Source organism: Clostridium sp. AM25-23AC (assembly GCF_003435125.1).
GTDB classification, from domain to species: domain Bacteria; phylum Bacillota; class Clostridia; order Lachnospirales; family Lachnospiraceae; genus Pilosibacter; species Pilosibacter fragilis.
On the sequence record NZ_QWGI01000004.1, the window covers coordinates 64,970 to 81,437 of the forward strand.

Annotated in this window: 22 protein-coding genes; all 22 read right to left on the reverse strand. The window is 46.7% G+C overall.

The window, feature by feature from the left end; genetic code table 11:
* Window positions 1-12 precede the first annotated feature (12 nt).
* Window positions 13-915, reverse strand: a complete 903-nt coding sequence (locus tag DW677_RS03720; RefSeq protein WP_117471984.1) for a conjugal transfer protein TrbL family protein — start codon at window positions 913-915, stop codon at window positions 13-15.
* Between the two features lie 17 nt (window positions 916-932).
* Window positions 933-1,952 carry a DUF4259 domain-containing protein gene (locus DW677_RS03725; protein ID WP_117566509.1) on the reverse strand — a complete coding sequence of 340 codons (1,020 nt, stop codon included), beginning with the start codon at window positions 1,950-1,952 and terminating at the stop codon, window positions 933-935.
* Between the two features lie 10 nt (window positions 1,953-1,962).
* Window positions 1,963-2,295 carry a DUF3852 domain-containing protein gene (locus DW677_RS03730; RefSeq protein ID WP_008400387.1) on the reverse strand — a complete coding sequence of 111 codons (333 nt, stop codon included), beginning with the start codon at window positions 2,293-2,295 and terminating at the stop codon, window positions 1,963-1,965.
* Between the two features lie 16 nt (window positions 2,296-2,311).
* Complete coding sequence (locus tag DW677_RS03735) at window positions 2,312-2,782, reverse strand: hypothetical protein (RefSeq protein WP_117471990.1); 471 nt, start codon at window positions 2,780-2,782, stop codon at window positions 2,312-2,314.
* Window positions 2,783-2,790: 8 nt separating this feature from the next.
* Window positions 2,791-4,494, reverse strand: coding sequence for a hypothetical protein (locus tag DW677_RS03740; RefSeq protein WP_117471992.1), 1,704 nt, complete (start codon window positions 4,492-4,494; stop codon window positions 2,791-2,793).
* Between the two features lie 96 nt (window positions 4,495-4,590).
* Window positions 4,591-5,199 carry a DUF6550 family protein gene (locus DW677_RS03745; protein ID WP_055650603.1) on the reverse strand — a complete coding sequence of 203 codons (609 nt, stop codon included), beginning with the start codon at window positions 5,197-5,199 and terminating at the stop codon, window positions 4,591-4,593.
* A gap of 81 nt (window positions 5,200-5,280) precedes the next feature.
* Window positions 5,281-5,826, reverse strand: a complete 546-nt coding sequence (locus DW677_RS03750; RefSeq protein ID WP_002593814.1) for a hypothetical protein — start codon at window positions 5,824-5,826, stop codon at window positions 5,281-5,283.
* 22 nt (window positions 5,827-5,848) lie between these two features.
* Window positions 5,849-6,259, reverse strand: a complete 411-nt coding sequence (locus tag DW677_RS03755; protein ID WP_117471996.1) for a DUF4320 family protein — start codon at window positions 6,257-6,259, stop codon at window positions 5,849-5,851.
* Window positions 6,260-6,276: 17 nt separating this feature from the next.
* A complete protein-coding gene (locus DW677_RS03760; RefSeq protein ID WP_002593816.1) occupies window positions 6,277-7,149 on the reverse strand; it encodes a hypothetical protein in 873 nt (290 codons plus the stop codon).
* A gap of 2 nt (window positions 7,150-7,151) precedes the next feature.
* Entirely contained in the window at window positions 7,152-8,081 is a 930-nt protein-coding gene (locus DW677_RS03765; protein ID WP_117471998.1) for a hypothetical protein, read from the reverse strand.
* Window positions 8,078-9,523: an ATPase, T2SS/T4P/T4SS family gene (locus tag DW677_RS03770; protein ID WP_347465779.1), complete on the reverse strand. Its 1,446-nt coding sequence runs from the start codon at window positions 9,521-9,523 to the stop codon at window positions 8,078-8,080. The genes DW677_RS03765 and DW677_RS03770 overlap by 4 nt, the downstream gene beginning before the upstream one ends.
* Before the next feature lie 194 nt (window positions 9,524-9,717).
* Window positions 9,718-10,530, reverse strand: coding sequence for an AAA family ATPase (locus DW677_RS03775; RefSeq protein WP_117566510.1), 813 nt, complete (start codon window positions 10,528-10,530; stop codon window positions 9,718-9,720).
* 3 nt (window positions 10,531-10,533) lie between these two features.
* Window positions 10,534-11,394 (reverse strand): Flp pilus assembly protein CpaB, encoded by an 861-nt coding sequence (cpaB, locus tag DW677_RS03780; protein ID WP_117472002.1) that lies wholly within the window; start codon window positions 11,392-11,394, stop codon window positions 10,534-10,536.
* Between the two features lie 149 nt (window positions 11,395-11,543).
* Entirely contained in the window at window positions 11,544-12,020 is a 477-nt protein-coding gene (locus DW677_RS03785; RefSeq protein ID WP_242866159.1) for an A24 family peptidase, read from the reverse strand.
* Complete coding sequence (locus DW677_RS03790) at window positions 12,004-12,201, reverse strand: DUF6133 family protein (protein ID WP_333491461.1); 198 nt, start codon at window positions 12,199-12,201, stop codon at window positions 12,004-12,006. Before DW677_RS03790 ends, DW677_RS03785 begins: the two co-directional genes overlap by 17 nt.
* A gap of 90 nt (window positions 12,202-12,291) precedes the next feature.
* Window positions 12,292-12,618, reverse strand: a complete 327-nt coding sequence (locus DW677_RS03795) for a SpoVG family protein (protein WP_002593823.1) — start codon at window positions 12,616-12,618, stop codon at window positions 12,292-12,294.
* A gap of 87 nt (window positions 12,619-12,705) precedes the next feature.
* Window positions 12,706-13,266 (reverse strand): YodL domain-containing protein, encoded by a 561-nt coding sequence (locus DW677_RS03800; RefSeq protein ID WP_002593824.1) that lies wholly within the window; start codon window positions 13,264-13,266, stop codon window positions 12,706-12,708.
* 16 nt (window positions 13,267-13,282) lie between these two features.
* Window positions 13,283-13,843, reverse strand: a complete 561-nt coding sequence (locus DW677_RS03805; RefSeq protein ID WP_055650597.1) for a hypothetical protein — start codon at window positions 13,841-13,843, stop codon at window positions 13,283-13,285.
* A gap of 4 nt (window positions 13,844-13,847) precedes the next feature.
* Entirely contained in the window at window positions 13,848-14,126 is a 279-nt protein-coding gene (locus DW677_RS03810) for a hypothetical protein (RefSeq protein ID WP_002593826.1), read from the reverse strand.
* Complete coding sequence (locus DW677_RS03815; RefSeq protein ID WP_008400407.1) at window positions 14,123-14,383, reverse strand: hypothetical protein; 261 nt, start codon at window positions 14,381-14,383, stop codon at window positions 14,123-14,125. Before DW677_RS03815 ends, DW677_RS03810 begins: the two co-directional genes overlap by 4 nt.
* Window positions 14,380-15,360 carry a DNA adenine methylase gene (locus tag DW677_RS03820; RefSeq protein WP_081034906.1) on the reverse strand — a complete coding sequence of 327 codons (981 nt, stop codon included), beginning with the start codon at window positions 15,358-15,360 and terminating at the stop codon, window positions 14,380-14,382. The genes DW677_RS03815 and DW677_RS03820 overlap by 4 nt, the downstream gene beginning before the upstream one ends.
* 50 nt (window positions 15,361-15,410) lie before the next feature.
* On the reverse strand, window positions 15,411-16,403 hold the full coding sequence (locus DW677_RS03825) for a DUF5688 family protein (protein WP_117472005.1): 993 nt from the start codon (window positions 16,401-16,403) through the stop codon (window positions 15,411-15,413).
* Window positions 16,404-16,468: the final 65 nt, after the last annotated feature.

Here is a 16,468-nt window from a genome sequence, read left to right on the forward strand (position 1 = left end):
TCACCGTCCTCTCTACTTGGAAACCACTTGCACAACCGTCCTTGTTAGGTTCATAGCTCCCTGCGCTGCATAGACTGCTCCCATCACATTTGCTTTGGTTCCTGTTTCCAACCCAAACTGCCCCGCAATCCGCGGAATCTCACCTGCCGATAACATAAGCCCCAGACCAAGCAGTGCCTGATCCTTAACGACCATCAGACCTGCGATCAGGACCGTCGCCTGTAAAAATGCGGTCAGGCACAGACCGATTACCTGCTTGCACCAGCCAACAAATCCATCAATATATCCCCTTGGCACACTGAATAAATAAAGGCTCCCTACTGCAATCTGAATCAGCAGGATCCCGCCCCGTTTTAAGTTCGCAAAGAACACTTTGATTACCGCATAACCCATGAGAATCAGGAGAAAAATCATAAAAATCGGGCTACTAATCATTCCGATTCCACCAAAAACACCTGATGCGGCAGCCTCCTGCCAGGTGGCGGCATCCTGAAGAGACTGCACAATCCCTGCCGCAACTGTCCCAATATCTTCTCCCAATCCTGTAATACCAGCTGTAAAACTTCCCTGAAGGGAAACACTGAGTTTATACAGTTCCACTGGAACAGTAGTAAACAGGCTGGCTGCCAGGAATCCCTTGATTACGTTCAGTGCCGTGTCGCGTATGCTGCCCCTGCCATTCTGATATTCAATTCCACATTCAAAGGCTGCCACTACGATTCCCGTCACATAAAGTGCCCATGCCAGATAAGAAAAAAGAAGCACGACAGACTGCACCCAGCTCATTTCAAACAGTTCAGCCCCCATGCTTCCCATCTGCATGAAAAAATCTCCCAGAAATCCAACAATCTGACCATACAGCCAGTCAATGATCTGTCCCAGAACCGTATCTGCAACAAAATCCCAGATAAACAAGTTTTAACCACCTCCCCTTAACACATCTTCTGTCCCATTTGCATAGCTTCCTCCGGTTCTTGAAACACTTCCAAATAAGTCTTTATCGCCTCGCTGAGTACTTTATAATCTTCTTTCCCGGGCTGATATACATACCAGCTGGTCTCTTTTCCATAGGACCAAATGTGGGGATTTACCCCATCACGAAAATTAGGGTTCGTCGTGTTTTTCAGGCCCCACACATCTCTAAATTTCACAACCATGCTGTCGATCATTCCTTCATTCCGATTCAAAAGGGTCACTTTCAATCGGTCATAATGATCCGCAACCATGCCTGTCTGAAAGTTGATTTTGACACGGATCTGATCCGTCAGCCTTCCATAACAACAATTCCCAACAAACCTTGGTTCTGAAAAGCTCGCTCCCGTTCCAAACATTTTTTTTAGTTCCCTTTCAAAAAATGTCATGCTTTCCTCCTCCGACCTATGTGGGTTCTCACGTTCTTCCCCTTCTTTCTTTCCTGCCATTTTTCCCGGTTCCACCTTCTGGCAAACGCTTCCTGTCCATAATGCAACTGTTTCTCCCTCTCTTGTAAGCAGTTCATCCATCCTTCCAATCAGTTTTTCCATATGCGCCTGCCAGTGCTTCCAATCCCGTTCCTGAAACCAGCCGCACCACAAAACTCCCGACTTCTCCTGCTCTTTTGCACATTTACGGCTGTAAAAAAGAGTTTCCGACAGATATTCCCTTACCCACTGAAGGGATTCTTTCGATGCTGTAAAAGAAGACAGGGAGGAAAACTTCTTATCCCCCCTGATTCCATCCAGTGCAGAAAAATCCTTCTCCTGGAATTTTACAATTAGTTCTGCCACTGCCATTGGGCTTGTATGAGACACCCCTTCTGACACTTCCGGATGGGCATTCCAAGAATCTGCCTTCAGCCAGGCAAGCATCTGCCGGAGTTCTACATCCCCTTGTTCCGGAAGATGTTTCCGTATGAGACTGATGGCATCCAGTCCAGCATCGGACTCAAACGCAGTAATTCCCCAACATCCCATGATATACCTCCTAAATTCCAAGAATCTGCCAGATATAAAGCGGTGCAGTTAGGGTAAATACCAGACAGGCAAACAGAATTGCAGGTGCTGCCCATTCAAACTGTCCGTGCTTCCGATAATCAAAGTATGCCGTTCCCAGTTTTCCAAAAAAGAACACGGCAAGGATCAAATCTATAGCGGGAAATACAACATGATCGACAACTGTTTTAATCTGTTGGGATGCCGTCTGCCAAGTTCCCTCAATCGCACCGGCTACATCGCCCGATGCATATACCGGAACGCAGAACAAAACTACCAGTACGAATACCATGCACATAACTGCTGAAATTTTCTTTGTTCTCATTTATTTTTCCTTTCTACTAAGATTGTGTGAGTTTCAGCCCCATTCTTTGCTGTCTTTCAAGAAGAGGAGCCAATTCGATAATATCCGGATGTTCCTGAAACTTTAGATCTCCCCGAAAGCCAACTTTTAAACTGCTAAACCGCTTTGCCTCCTCCTGCAAAGAAGTAGGTGCATCTAGTGGAAGTTCCTGATTCCACCGAACCCATTCCCCATTTTGAAAACGTGGCTGCAATCTCAAAATCACATAGGATTCCGGAACAAATACAGGATAATACCTTAATACTCCTCCAACTCCATAGTAAGGCTTCCCTTCCATCATCACCGTCTTTTGCATTAATTCCAGTGTATCCTCTAAAGATGTACAAAACCAGCATTCCTTATCACCCATCCTTCGTATCCTGCCATCCCTCAGAATATCTTCCAAATGGTCACGGGTTGTGTAATGATACAAAAATCCCCTTGGTTTCTCCGTCTGTTGATATGACATACTTCCTCCTACTCTGGTTTCTGTGGTGCGATATGCCAGTCACTCCACAAGTTCCCATCAATGATAATAGAATCATTCAGATTCATGGAGAGCATTCCAGCCGGTGTCCAGCAATCCAGCAGCCAAGTATATGGCGTATAACTTCCATCCGGATACCAAATTGGTGTAAAATGCGTTCTCCTCTCATAGGTACTGTAACCATTTTTCTTAAACTCATGGGTCATATCATAGCCGCCATTCATCCGTTCCAAAAGCCTCCAAAACCTCTCATACTGAAATTCCGGAAAATAAGTCACCGCATTCTGCGCAGATGTCACTGCAGAACTCTGATTGGTGCTGACATGTGTCGTTACCTTCTCTTGGAATCCATAACCGGATTTCATCGTCCTTCCCGTAGCGGTAGGAGACTTTTCATCGGTTGTAATTCTCATATCTGCAGTCAGGCTTGCGGAGTATCGATCCAGGTCAAACTCCCACCAGCCATGGTCACACCAGTACCCGTCATCATCCTCATCTCCGCTGTGCCATACCCAATGTTCCTGCCACCATGGTCTCCACACGCTCCAGGATGCGGAGGTTACTTCTGCATTAGAAGGAATCACAGGCCTTGTAAATCCGTCATTCCGGTCATCCGCATTGGGATCTGGCGGTGGATTTTCATCCAGATCCACGACATTGATATGAAGAGTCCCTTTACTGGTTCCTCCTCCACCTCGCACACGGACGGTCATCGTCATGGCCTGGGGTTCTTCCGGTGTTGTCCAACGGATCCAAGCCAACTGGCTGTCGCCGGATGGATAATATACCTCCCCTACCTCATAGCTTCTTCCTCCTACAGAAAATGTTACGGATACCGGATGATCCGGATCACTCTGCCCGCCGCTTACCTCTACTGCCGTAATCACTTCCGTATTCGTCCGATATTCATAATCATAGGTCGTGATTTCCGGTTCTTCTGGAGGCACATCCCGGAACCGTACAATACCAAGACCCAAGGAACTCTTTATTTCACTGTTGGAACGGACTCCCGATGTCGGACCTCCCCAGGCCGGATATCCCAGATCCGGTGTTTCCAAAAACATGGACAGCGGCAGGTTCTGAAATGCCACGGTTGGAAGAACAGCTCGAAGCCCTCCGCTTAACATCTCATCATAGAGTGCTGCCTCTGTTGCCGTGACCGCAATCAGAGTTCCCTGAAATTTTAGAAAACTGATTGGCTCCAATAAAAGCCGGTACTCTCCTCCCACCAGTGTATCAAAGTCCATTCCGGTTAGTCCGGCAATGCTGCGCACCACCTGTTCATCTGTAAAATAGCTTTTGATCTGCTCAATATTGGCTTGCCCCAAGCTTTTCGAGCTGATGATTCTGGGTAGAGACTGTGCCGGATTTACATACTCATATGGATTGGTATCAATCATCAAAGCACTTCCTCTGGTATAAGACATTTTACTGACTTTCCCAAAGGAGTAGGCAATATTCGGATGCTTGTTTGTTAAGTCAATCGGTCTTGTTACCGGATCATGGCTCTCTGCCCGAATGACAGTAACCCGCACCCCTTCATTTCCCGGTGACCAGGAATTCTGACTGGTCCCCTGTCCCATACTTCCGCCGCCCCCATCAAGATTTCCGTCCCCTACTGCATAAACCTGGATGGAGAGTATCAAAGACAGTACGATTGAGACTATGAAAAACACACATTTCTTCTGTTTCAAGTATCCTCCTTTCCAACCACAGGAAGCCTTGTTTCCTTCCCTGGTATCTGGGAAAAGAAAAAACACCACATTGATGTGGTGCTTCTTCTTTCTGTCTTAATCCATAATGCCAATCTTATTCCCGTTTTCATACATATCTTCTGCTGCAGTTCCAGAGCCTCCTCCTCCATGGTTTTCTACCCAGCCGAATCCTGGAACATAGATCTGGTTCCCGGAAGTATCTCCTGCCTGCGGCTGTTCCGGATCTGCTACCGGTTCGGACGGTTTTTCTACCGCTTCATGATCCACGGGAACCGGAGGGGTATCCTGCTTTGTACCATCTGGTTTTTGTGTTGGATCTGTCAGGATCTCCTTGCTTGGCGGTTCTGGTTTAGTTGGTTTTGGTTGGATACTCTGCGTTGTCTGATCAGTCTGTGGCGACCGGCTGTCCACCGCCTGAGTGTCTGTTTCCTGATTTTCTCCGATTCCTGGATGAATCACAAGGCTCTCTTCTTCTCTGGATACTACTTTACTTTCCTCTTCCTTCTTTTCAAAATCTCCAGGATCTACAATCAATTCTGTTTCCGTCTCCCCTGTTCCTGGCAGAACATCTTCACCGGACGGTTTCGGACCAAACTGCATTCCAATGGCAGCGATCAGGCCGATTCCTATGAGCACGCCGCCCAAAATTGCCAGATTCTTTTTCATCTTCTCTGTCAGTTTCATGATTCTGCTCCTCCTTTATCCTGTTTTCTGTTTTGTTATGCACAACATACTATACAATCCTCTCAAAGTCCAGGTCATTCCCTAGAACACCTCTGTATATCCAGCCTGTACCTTCAATGTGATCCACATGGATGGAAGAATCCGGCCGCCAAACCGAACTGGAACCTCCAGTCTAACAATGGCATCTGCCTCAAACCGCTGCGCATGGGCTGGATCCGATGGGGCCAGAGGTGCATTCCGAAGCGTCACTTGCAGGCTATCTATGGCAAACTCCATTGCAGTTCCAGTATCCGCATACTTTACATGTCTGCCGCCAGACAATTGGGTCCCTATGGTTTCATCCAGATAATCATAAATGTCCCCTTCATTCAGATCTTCTTCCCAGCTTCCCTCTCCAAAGGGAACATAGCTGCCAGAATATCCCTCCCTGACTCCATGATACACACCTGCATAATTATCATTGACTGTGGAAATGACAGCATCCTCCACGGCTTCCCGCACACCTGCCGCAATGACTTGAAGCCGGAAATACTCACTAATCCCACACATCAGAATAATCAGCGAAAGAACAATCCCAATGGTCATGGGAAATGAGGAGGCTCGCCTGTCTCTCAGTATCTCTTTCATCCGTTTCCGCAATCCCTCCACCTCATTTCCAGTAAACTTCTGATTTTCCAGCTGCCTGTGCGCGAAGCGTAACCGGAAAAGAAGCAAACTCGCCAAACAGACCGATATTTGTATCCATCGTCAGGATAACGGTAACCTCTTCATTTAACTGGATTCTTCCATGACTGGACCATAAAATGTCCGGATGAAGCCCTGTTTTTTCCGACAGCACAGCGGCACGGCGGCTTGTCTCTGCACCTACGCGCCCGCTTACCTCTGCTTCACGCACCAGTTCTGTAGCGAAGGTATCCAGCTGCTGTTTCTGAATAAAAACCGGAAGCACACGCATGGCAAGGGCAAGCACCATGACCGCACACAAAACCAGCACAATCACATCCACATATCCTTCGCCCCGTCTTTCTGACAGCGCTCTCCATAAACGATGACTCCTCATCCTCTCCTCCTTCCTGTCTAAAACATTCCTCCAAGGCTCTCCAATGCCACATAGCAGATAATCGCCAAATAAGTCAGCAGAAAACATACCAGCATGACAAAGGAAAAAACACGGATCTTGGGAGGGATTTTCTGTGCCTGTGCTTTTAATCTCTGCAGTTCGATCTGCTTAAAATCATGAGCCAGCATCTGAAAATACACTGTGCTGTCATCCCCTCGAAGGACACCAATCAATCCACGTACCACATCGGACAGCATGGGCGAGTTCAGTCTTGCCTCAAATCGTGTCAGCGCCGCTTCATAATTGGAGGAACGCATATCCGCCAGAAGAATATCTAACTCTCCAGTCAGCGCTGGTCCCGCATTCCCCTTGAACCGCTCCAACATACCGATCACATTACGGCTTGCTTTCAGTTCCTGTTCCATAGTCGCCACCATTCTCGGAAGCTCCCCCTCTATCTCTTCCCGCTTTGCCTTTAAGGTTTCATCCGCTTTCTGATTTTCCTTAAAGTAAAGAAGTAATGCCAGCACAACCACGACAGGAACCAGTAGCGGAAAAAGGAACATGCAGGGAATCGCCCCCAAAAGTACTGCGCCTGATTTTACCAGAGCATACGCCTGATACACTTCCGGGGTCATATTCATTCCACTGGCTTTTAACACATTCTGCATCCTGCTTCTCTTATATGCATCCATCCGGATGAAACCAGACAGTCGCACTGCTAGGATCATAAAATAAGTCTCCAATGTCTTTGCCGCTTTCCGCTCCTGTTTTACCGTACCCAGCATGGCCTTCGCCGCACCCATGGTAGGTAACTTTAGAACAGACGCAGTTAAAAAGAAAAGTCCCAGAGCTAAAAACAGCCCGAATAAAAATAACAAGCCTTCCATAGCTACCTCCTGTATTCAATGGGACGGGTCAGTTTCACTACAAAGCCAGCGGATATAAAAATAGCCGCCGCAGTGGCAGCCAGAATACACTGTCCCAGTACCGTATGCATCAGTACATCATACCAGTCCTGATTCAGTAGATACATAAGAGGAATATTGCCTACTACAAACACAACCATGATCATAAACTCTTTTCTTGGTTCTGCGATCATGTATTCCAGTTCTGCGTTCACATTCCGCATATCTGACAGCTTTGATACGATGGGCGGCAGTGTAGTCTTTAAGCTCCGGTCATGCTGGCAGTCACTAACTGCATCGCACCACTCCCGAAACACCTCATTATCAATCCTTCCCCGCAAAATCCGAAGGGAGGCCTGAACATCCGGATTTACCATTTTAATCTGGATGAGAAAATCCTGAAATACTCTGGACACTGGAGGATTTAAATATGCTATATTCTCCTCCACCGCCGTCACAATATCTTCTGTCCTCAGATATGCTGTGGTAATGACCGAAAGCGCCGTTTCCAGTTCTGCAGACACATCCCTTTTATAATGATTGGCAGTCAGTTTCACATACCAGAATGGTAGAAATAAAAAACCCACTGCCATCACCGGAGCCAGGAAAAAATTCCCCAACAAAATAGCAATGGATCCCCCAGCGCAAAACAGTGCCAGAGCAACTGCGCAGATGATGGAAAACCGGTTCCCCCTGCCCGTCATTTGAAGGATGTTCTGTGCTTCCTCCAGTTCCCTGCGCAAAATCCCTGATTTTTTTCTTCCTGATGATTCCCTGATGTCTTCCCGCAGACTTCGTTTTGGATTCAATAGAAATCCAAACAGGCTGTCCGTAAACTCCACTGGCTTCATTCCCAGCAGTAAAAATACACCCACGATCATTCCCACACACGCCAATAGCTGAATCGCCGTCATTCATTCTCCTCCTCTCTATCCTTTTTTACATTCAAAAGTCCTGCCAGCGTTTCCTGCGGCATTCCATTCTCCATCAGCCGTCTTGCCAGACTGTCCGAGATTGGGTTAATTTGTCTATGGTGCCCCACAATTACAAACTTTCCATCCTCCACCCTGTTTTCCGTAATCTGATATTGAAACAGTGGACGGTATCGTCTGGTTCCATCTGCCAGAATCTCACACTCCATGATTTCCATTAAACGGCGTTCCTTGTTTTCCAGCTGTTTGCAGAAAGCGATGATCGGATAGGCTTCCGTTACAAATCCCATCAAAGTCTCATCACTCATATCCACAGCACGTTTACACAGGGAAACCATGCGGCGGTAAGTTGCCTCACAACTCATGGAATGGATGGTTGTCACAACCGCAACACCGGTTCTGGCAGCCTCCTGTGCCGCATTCGCTTCTGGTCCACGCATTTCTCCTACCACAATAATGTCCGGATTAAAGCGTAGCGCCATATCAAGGAGTGCAATCTGATCTACTCTCTGCCTCTCATTCTCGCTGTCACGGGTCAAGGTATGAATCACGGAATTGACTACCCTCCCATCCTTTCTGCGTACCAGCGCCAGCTCCCTTGAACCATTCTCAATACTGTAAATACGCTTACCGTCCGGAATTGTGGTCAGAAGCCAGCCTAACAGTGTGGTTTTTCCGGAGCTTGTGGCTCCCGCCACACACACAGAGATTCCATACCGGATGCACTCCGATAAAAAATCCAGCATCTGACTGGTTGCCGTTCCTCCCTTTATAAAGTCCTGTTTCTTCATGCTCTGGGGATTCACAATTCGGATCGAGGCTGCCACCCCGACATCCTCATCAACAAGAGGTGTCTTCAGTACAGCAATACGGATATTTTTACTTAAATGTCCCAGAACGCTTGGACTCGCATCATCCAGCACCATCCCAGACACATGCAACATACGCCGAATGACATTGATGGCATGTTCGGGGCTTTCAAAATGCTCTTTCAATTTTTCTGTCACTCCACCAGAATACTGGACCTCCACATCATCCCAGGCATTTACATCGATCTCCTCGATTTCTTCCCCGTAGATGTACTTTGTGAGAAAACCGAACTCTGCCATTTCTGAATAAATCGCATCAATCAGCTCATCCGTGGTTTTTCCCGGTACTTGTATACGGTTATCCTGAATATACTTCCCGGCAAATCGGCGGATCTGTGCTTTTATTTCTTCGTTTCCATCTCCGGTTACCAGATTACTGTATTCTTTGGAAAGATACGCCTGTATCTCCTGCAGCACGGACTGAAAGTCACGCCCTTCATCCTCTGATGCAAAAAACAGGTCATGGGTACGGAGAGAACGACCTCCCGTTTTTTGAGTACACAAAGGAGCCTCTATATCCTCCTCTTCTGACCAGATATCCTCCTTTCCATGCATCTGTCCTTCACAAGCCTGTTCCGACAGGCTATCATTTTGAAAGTTTTCTTCTGTCCCCTCCCCTCCATCCAAGCCATCCAAAGAAGCCTCCGTTTCCATGATCTCCTCCGGAAGATGTCCAGAATCCTGTCGTGTTTCTTCCCGAACAGCTTCGGGAAAACCCGCAGAAAACGCGGCTTTGCTGCGTCTTTCCCCTAACATCCGAACACCTCCTTTGTGATTGCTTCCATGTTTTTTCTAAACCCCTTACTGTCCTTTAGTACCAGTTCTTTCAGAAGGTTCCCTTCCAGAACCTGTGCCTTTACTTCCTCGGAATGAGGGATCTGGAATGCCACATTGCCGAGCACCCGTTCAATGTGTTCGCTGGCCTCATTGGGATATACATTGCTCACCACTTTATACTGCTTTTCTGCATCCCACTGACTGTCCTTAAGAAGCGGAAGCTGACTGGAAAGATAACTGATGGATTTCAGATCACAGTTTACCAGCCGCAGCACTGCATCCGCCTCCATCAAGGCAATGGCCGAAAGAATGTCATTGGCAATACAGCTTCCACAATCAACGATGATATAGGGAGCGATCTTTCTTAAACACTGCAGTAATTCCTCTGCCTGTGTCCGCTCGTAAGGTGGATATGTGTATTCATTTTCCCCCTTCCTCATTCCAAGGATTGTTAGATGGCGTATTTTTTTATGAGTAATACAGTTATGGCGTACCAACGATTCCGACACATGGGTTGCTGCCAGAACACTCCCCAGAGAATGCTCCTCTTCCAGGTCTCCAGGAGGACAGATACAGGGAAGCATCGGTGTATTCATATCACACAGAAGGAGAGCCACATCCTTCTTCTGCATGGCAAGGCGCACCGCCAGCTTCACTGCTGTCGTGGTTTTACCAGATCCAGGACTTCCCCAGACTGCCAGCATTTGATTCTCATTTTCCGGTTCCCAGTCAGGAGAGCTGTCCCCGGCTCCCCTGCTGAAAATACTGTTTTTCAGAAAATTCAAGGCTTACTCCACCTCGCTTTCCTCTGTTTCGCCCTGTTCGGACTCCTCCTGCTCCTCTGCTTTGGTTTCCTCTGGCTCCTTATCAGAATGATCCGGCGCCTCGTTTTCTTCCGCTTCTCCTTCCATATCTTCTGGAGGATACAGTTCCGTTAATATCTGGTTTTGCGCTTCCAAAAACTGCCCTGCACTCTTTTCATCCCCACGATACACCAGAGACAAATGCAGTTTTCCATCTGCCTCCAGCTCTGCCAGAACCATTGACTGCTCTGGCGTTACCAGCAAGGTAACGGTTCCAGGCAGCTCACGATCCGCTCCATCTTCCAGTTCTTCTCCCGTATTTGCATCATATCCGCTGTTTGCAGTCACAGCAATGACCTCCACATACTGAAGCTCCGCAGGAATTACCGTTTTTCCCTGCTTTCTATAATCTGGAGCTATAACTGACACAATATCGCCGCTCTTTAGCTTTCCGGACAATCCATTGGCAAATGCCTTAACCGTAACAGAGATTGCCTGCTTTTCTCCTGTCAGATGATAGAGATAGGCATTTTCTGCCGCCGGCTCTTCTGCAATCTTGGATGTCAGGATGTAATCTCCTGGCGCCAAATCTGCAGATGCAAATGCCCCAACCACAGTATCCGAATGTTTTACTACATCATCTGGCAGGTTATAACTGCCAACCTCTATGGTCTTTACCATGTCAGAAGTAATTTCTTCTCCCACTGAAATTGGTTTTACTACACGTACAATTTCCGTCTTTTCACTCATAGCCTTATTAAACAATGGTGTAACTGCAAAGCAGATGATTAAAGACAGCACGATGCAAAGCACACCAAGTACAGTCCTGTTTTTCAAAAATCGCATTTCATCTCCTCCAACTCTTTTCCTTATTTTGGTTCCTTTTTAACCAGTGTTCCACTGACTGCTGTCTACCTATTTTCTGTTGTGGTATATGATGGCCGCAATCATTGTAAGCGGCACTGCAACACAAACCATGATCCATAATTTCTTCTTCATATCATCCATCCTCCTAATCTCATACAATAAACGGCTGCCGCTCCTCCTGCCAGAAACGGTCCCACAGGAAATGCTTCTTTATCTCGTTTTCCCTTGAACCGATTCCACAGGCAGACCATACAACCATACATCACAAATCCTGTCAGTCCTAAACAGGAAGCAGTCAGGCTTGCAGGAAGTCCCAGTACCAAGCCGGTTGCTCCTGCCAGCTTGATATCACCGCCGCCAATTCCACCTTCCCTCTTGCAAAATAATGCAACTATGAGGTATGGCACTGCCCCTAAAGCTCCAAACAGCTGTCTGGGTGCAAAGTTCAGAAAGGAAAGCAGGGCAATCCCTGCCTGGAATCGGTCCGGAATAATCCGGTACCGAAGATCCCAGGCAGAAACCGCAATAAGCAGCGAGAAAAAAAACACTGCCTGTACTGCCTGAAGCAGCGATATCCTGATCTCCATATCAACCGCTATAATCAAACATTTCCTGCACCCTGCGTACCAGTGTAGGAAGTACGGTATCATTAAACAGTGCATAAAGACCTGCCAGAAGCAGTGCTCCCAGCACAACTGCGATCAGGATCTTAATGGCTGTGTCCACATATCCCTCACCAGATGTATCCTGAAGCTTGTTTTTTACGTTCCACATATGCATAACCATTGCATTTCGATAATTTACCAGCTGTCTTTTAATATTCTTCATTTGATCTCCTCCATTGATTTTCTGTTTTTGTTCTCTGTACCCCTTAAATCAGACCATGTTCTGCCCTGGATTTTGAGGGGGTGCTGTCTGTAAGGTAGATGCCTGTGCCATGGACAGTGCCTCTCCATACGCTCCCAATACCGCTTGTTTCAGCTCGTTGCGGAATTCCTCCGTCACAGGAAAACAGATATCCTTGTATCCATCCTGTGTTTTCCGACTGGGCATAGACATAAAAAGCCCATCCTTACCTCCCTCGACGATTTTGATTCCCCGGACGGCAAAACACCCGGCGATTGTGGCGGATGCATAGGCTCTGATCCCGCCCTGTACTCCTGGTGGATACATAGATGTAATCCGAACGTCTAAATCTGGCATACTGATTCTTCCTCCTTTGTTTTTTTCTGCTCATAAACCGTTCCTTTCTGGATCTATTTCAGTCAAACAGGCAGCCAAAACTGCCTGCTAAAACTGCATGGTGTGTATGAATTCCTCCGCCGGTTGCGACTCTGTAAAATCAATTCTCTTAAAGTCATAGCGATCCACATAAAAAAAGGAACTCCCTGTTTCATCATAGAGTTCCAGCACATCACTAATGGATAGCCCATGACCTGTATAACCGGACGGCGGATGATACCGGAATTTATCATAGAGTTCTTCCAGGTCATTGGTGTCAGATGCCCCTTCATAGACTTTGATATAAAAATCCGGCTTGGGGGAGCCATATTGCTGCTCCATCTGGGAAAGTGCAAGGAACTTCATATGCACATCCACATCTCCTCTCAGTTGCCAGATGCGTACATCTTTTAACCCCTTTGCCGATTCCATATCTTCCTGACTATTTGCCAACCGGTCGTAGATCCCGTCCTGCCACTGAATTTTTTGGATATTCCTCTGCTTACGCAGGAAGCTTTCTAATGCTTCATTCTGAAACATGGGATCCACTACTGCACATCCTTCCGTCACACGACCTACCCGGTTCCCATAATACCGGATCACTCCATTTTCAATCTGAATCTGCTTCATTTCCCTTCCCTCATTTCTAAATCATCTCCATCCCCCCGTCCTTCTGTGCCTGTTGAAACTGTTCCAGACTCTGCACATCAGGAAAGATCATCCTTCCCTCTAACATTTCCAGTACGGCAAAATCATCCCTGTCGCAGATCAAAATCCGATACTGGTAGTCCTTCTGCATCATTACATAGCTCCATACTTCCTCTGGATTTGCCAGCCATACCCCTGACGCATAGCGTCCATCCGGCAGAAAACTGTATCCAGAATATTCTGGGGAATGTCCATGTAAATCCAGCGCCCCAAATGGACGGATCTGGGAGAGCTGGAGCCGTTCCTTTTCCCCCAACAGTTCTGGTAGCAGCACACCAACCACATCCCTGTTCCAGCAGTGCCATGCCTCCCCAGTAGATAAAGAAACCAAATGGGCAATGGAATGTCTGGGATTTTCTGTTTTCTGGATATTCGTACAGAAAAAAAGCTGCCCCGTGTAATGCTCTGGTAATACCTTTGAGGGAAGAACCACCACCCGGTTCTGGATAGATATCTCCTTTTCTGTCTGCATACAATCCTTTTCTGTGAATTCCTGCATGATCTTACCCCTCCTTTTTCTGCAGCAGTCTACTCAGTTCTCCGATCAGATCCAGTCGGAGACTATCTGGCATAAACTGAAATGCAGTACGGACATATGCCTCCACTGCCTCCGGAGACTGATCTCCCACCTCGATAACCTCTACCTTCCGGACTGTAATTTTTCCACCCGCCATTCCCAGACAAACAATATCCCCATACTCCAGCTTTGCCGCTTCCCTCATAGATTTTGGAATCAAGACACGTCCCTTTCCATCCACTAAACGATACATCGGTTTACTCATCTGGTCCTTTTCTCCTTTCCCATCAATGCCTCCACTTCATTGGGTTCAATCCCCAGCTCATCGAACACCTTCAGATAGGGTTTGCAAACCGTCTGTACCGGAGCCTCAATACCAATCAGAATCACTCCGGGGACTGTTTCTATCATCAAATCACAATCAAGCGGAATCCCAGCCGTCAGTAACAGTTCACTAGGCACAGAAAGGACACCGTTTTCCTTTTTTTGCACCATTGTTTTTCTCTTGTTTTCTGTTCTCATAGCACCTCTCTTTCCGGACAGATTTCTTCCCGGATTTCGTAATGATCCGTTTCTCCATCTCCCCACATTCCAAATAGATCCAGCTGTCTTGGTTTTAACCGCTCCCTCTCACCAGGATCATAATTGGTAATAATGACCTCTGGAAACTCACAACCTTCCTCATACCTCTGAGCCAGGTTATTGATGCGCGTAACGGCTGTAATAAAATATCCTGCATACAGTTCCCGGATGAAATCGCAGTCATTGTAGCTGACCATCCACTTCCCCCTGCTCCCTGTCAGAGTGTCTCGGAGCCGTTTGTGATCCTCTTTTCGGAATACCACTGCATAATGACCTTCCGTCTCATAATAGGGCGGATCGCAATAAAAAAAGGCACTATCCCGGTCATACTGCCGAATCAGTGCCTCAAAGTCTTTATTTTCTATTACGGTATCTGCCAGCCTGCGAGATGCCTGCCAAATGGTGTCAAAGCAGTTCCGCACATCAAACGGACGGCAACTATAGGATGTACAACCACTTCCATAGCTGTACCGGATCAATTTAAAAAATGCAGCCGCCCGTTTTACATCAGTTACCTCTGCATTTTCCAGCAGGATTTTTTTCACTTCCTCATAATCCGGCGGCAGCAAATACTTCTCTGCAAGTTCCAACTCCTCAATTAAAAATCGGGTATCCGGTTCCTGCTTTTCAATAAATTTACGGATTACTGTAAATTCATCCCTACTGTTTAACGGAAGAAATCCGAGTTCCTTAAGGAATGCCCCCGTGCGGTTCTTAACACAATAAAACAGGTTTGCCAGATTTGAGTTATAGTCATTATAAACCTCCATACACCGGTCATCTGGTGGTTTTCCAAACAGTACCCAACCACCTCCGCCAAACACTTCAATGTAACGATCAAAGTTTGCCGGAAACATTGTGTAAATCAGGCTGCGGAGTGCTTTCTTTCCGCCAACCCATGAAATAAAACTGTTGATTCTGCATCCCTCCTAACATCCACAATACTCATGAAACATATAACTGAGTCCTACGCAAATACCGGTGACATCCCAGGTTCAAAATCCAGCTCCTCTGCCTGTTCTACTGCTTTTTCCAGTCTTTGGGCCTCCCTATCAAATCGGTAAACAAAATTCCCCAGCCTTTCCTGTGGATCCACGGCTTCCGCATTTACTGCCTCTACCATCGCATTCAGTTCTCTTACGCTCATATTCTCTGTTTCTTTTAGAATAATCGTTTCATGAATCGATGACGGAATCACGATTAAATCTGATCCCAGCTTTTCTGCAATAAGAGACATTACTTCTTCATCACACATATAAACCGCCCCATTGACCTGATTTGAATTCGTCAAAACATACATCATTGCATTGGGATCCACATCCTCTAAATGTTCCAAACTACCGGCCTTTACATCTCCCGATTCGTCAAAACACATTTTTGCCAACATATCCTGTAAATCCAAAAAACAAGGAGGATTGCTCTGCTTCATGTTTTCCCAGGCATCCTGCTTTAATTGCTCCTCGCTGACTCCCAGCCACTTCAGCCTGTCATAATTGATAATGGCACTTCCGTCCTTTTCTCCGTCCACCAAAACATGAAATCCATAAACCAGTGCCAGATCCTCACATATTTCATGAGGACAATCTGCAAGAAAATCAACATTTTCCTGTGCATTTCGGACATAGACGGTCAGCCCCTTCTTTATGGTTTCATAATCCCATTCTTTACTGGAAATGCCATCTATGGTTATTGCCGTTTCCTGACACTTCTGATAATCCCGAGCGATGGTCCGCCACACATCTTCAAGCTTCTTTCCGTTCTCAAGCTCCTGATAATAGGATTCCAGATATAAAAGCGGGATGGAGGTGTAGCTTGGACTACCTGACAGATATACTCCCTGTAATTTGATATTGTTATTCTTTAACACCTCCTTGATTTCCACTTTTCTCTCCTGAAAAGAGTCCGGAAAAAATCGTTTTAAATTCTCTTTCGTTAATCTCAAAAACTCTTCATAAGTCATTTTCTATTCTCCTCTACACCTTATTCATATCGTTTTCCATCTCATAAGCCGTCAGACGAGTACCT

Bases quoted from the DNA above. Each gene is read 5' to 3' on its own strand.
- DW677_RS03725 (WP_117566509.1), bottom strand. From the start codon at position 1,952: ATGGGATGTTGGGGAATTACTGCGTTTGAGTCCGATGCTGGACTGGAT.
- DW677_RS03730 (WP_008400387.1), bottom strand. From the start codon at position 2,295: ATGAGAACAAAGAAAATTTCAGCAGTTATGTGCATGGTATTCGTACTG.
- DW677_RS03735 (WP_117471990.1), bottom strand. From the start codon at position 2,782: ATGTCATATCAACAGACGGAGAAACCAAGGGGATTTTTGTATCATTAC.
- DW677_RS03745 (WP_055650603.1), bottom strand. From the start codon at position 5,199: ATGAAACTGACAGAGAAGATGAAAAAGAATCTGGCAATTTTGGGCGGC.
- DW677_RS03750 (WP_002593814.1), bottom strand. From the start codon at position 5,826: ATGAAAGAGATACTGAGAGACAGGCGAGCCTCCTCATTTCCCATGACC.
- DW677_RS03755 (WP_117471996.1), bottom strand. From the start codon at position 6,259: ATGAGGAGTCATCGTTTATGGAGAGCGCTGTCAGAAAGACGGGGCGAA.
- DW677_RS03760 (WP_002593816.1), bottom strand. From the start codon at position 7,149: ATGGAAGGCTTGTTATTTTTATTCGGGCTGTTTTTAGCTCTGGGACTT.
- DW677_RS03765 (WP_117471998.1), bottom strand. From the start codon at position 8,081: ATGACGGCGATTCAGCTATTGGCGTGTGTGGGAATGATCGTGGGTGTA.
- DW677_RS03770 (WP_347465779.1), bottom strand. From the start codon at position 9,523: ATGCATGGAAAGGAGGATATCTGGTCAGAAGAGGAGGATATAGAGGCT.
- cpaB (WP_117472002.1), bottom strand. From the start codon at position 11,394: ATGCGATTTTTGAAAAACAGGACTGTACTTGGTGTGCTTTGCATCGTG.
- DW677_RS03790 (WP_333491461.1), bottom strand. From the start codon at position 12,201: ATGGTTATGCATATGTGGAACGTAAAAAACAAGCTTCAGGATACATCT.
- DW677_RS03795 (WP_002593823.1), bottom strand. From the start codon at position 12,618: ATGCCAGATTTAGACGTTCGGATTACATCTATGTATCCACCAGGAGTA.
- DW677_RS03800 (WP_002593824.1), bottom strand. From the start codon at position 13,266: ATGAAGCAGATTCAGATTGAAAATGGAGTGATCCGGTATTATGGGAAC.
- DW677_RS03805 (WP_055650597.1), bottom strand. From the start codon at position 13,843: ATGCAGGAATTCACAGAAAAGGATTGTATGCAGACAGAAAAGGAGATA.
- DW677_RS03810 (WP_002593826.1), bottom strand. From the start codon at position 14,126: ATGAGTAAACCGATGTATCGTTTAGTGGATGGAAAGGGACGTGTCTTG.
- DW677_RS03815 (WP_008400407.1), bottom strand. From the start codon at position 14,383: ATGAGAACAGAAAACAAGAGAAAAACAATGGTGCAAAAAAAGGAAAAC.
- DW677_RS03825 (WP_117472005.1), bottom strand. From the start codon at position 16,403: ATGACTTATGAAGAGTTTTTGAGATTAACGAAAGAGAATTTAAAACGA.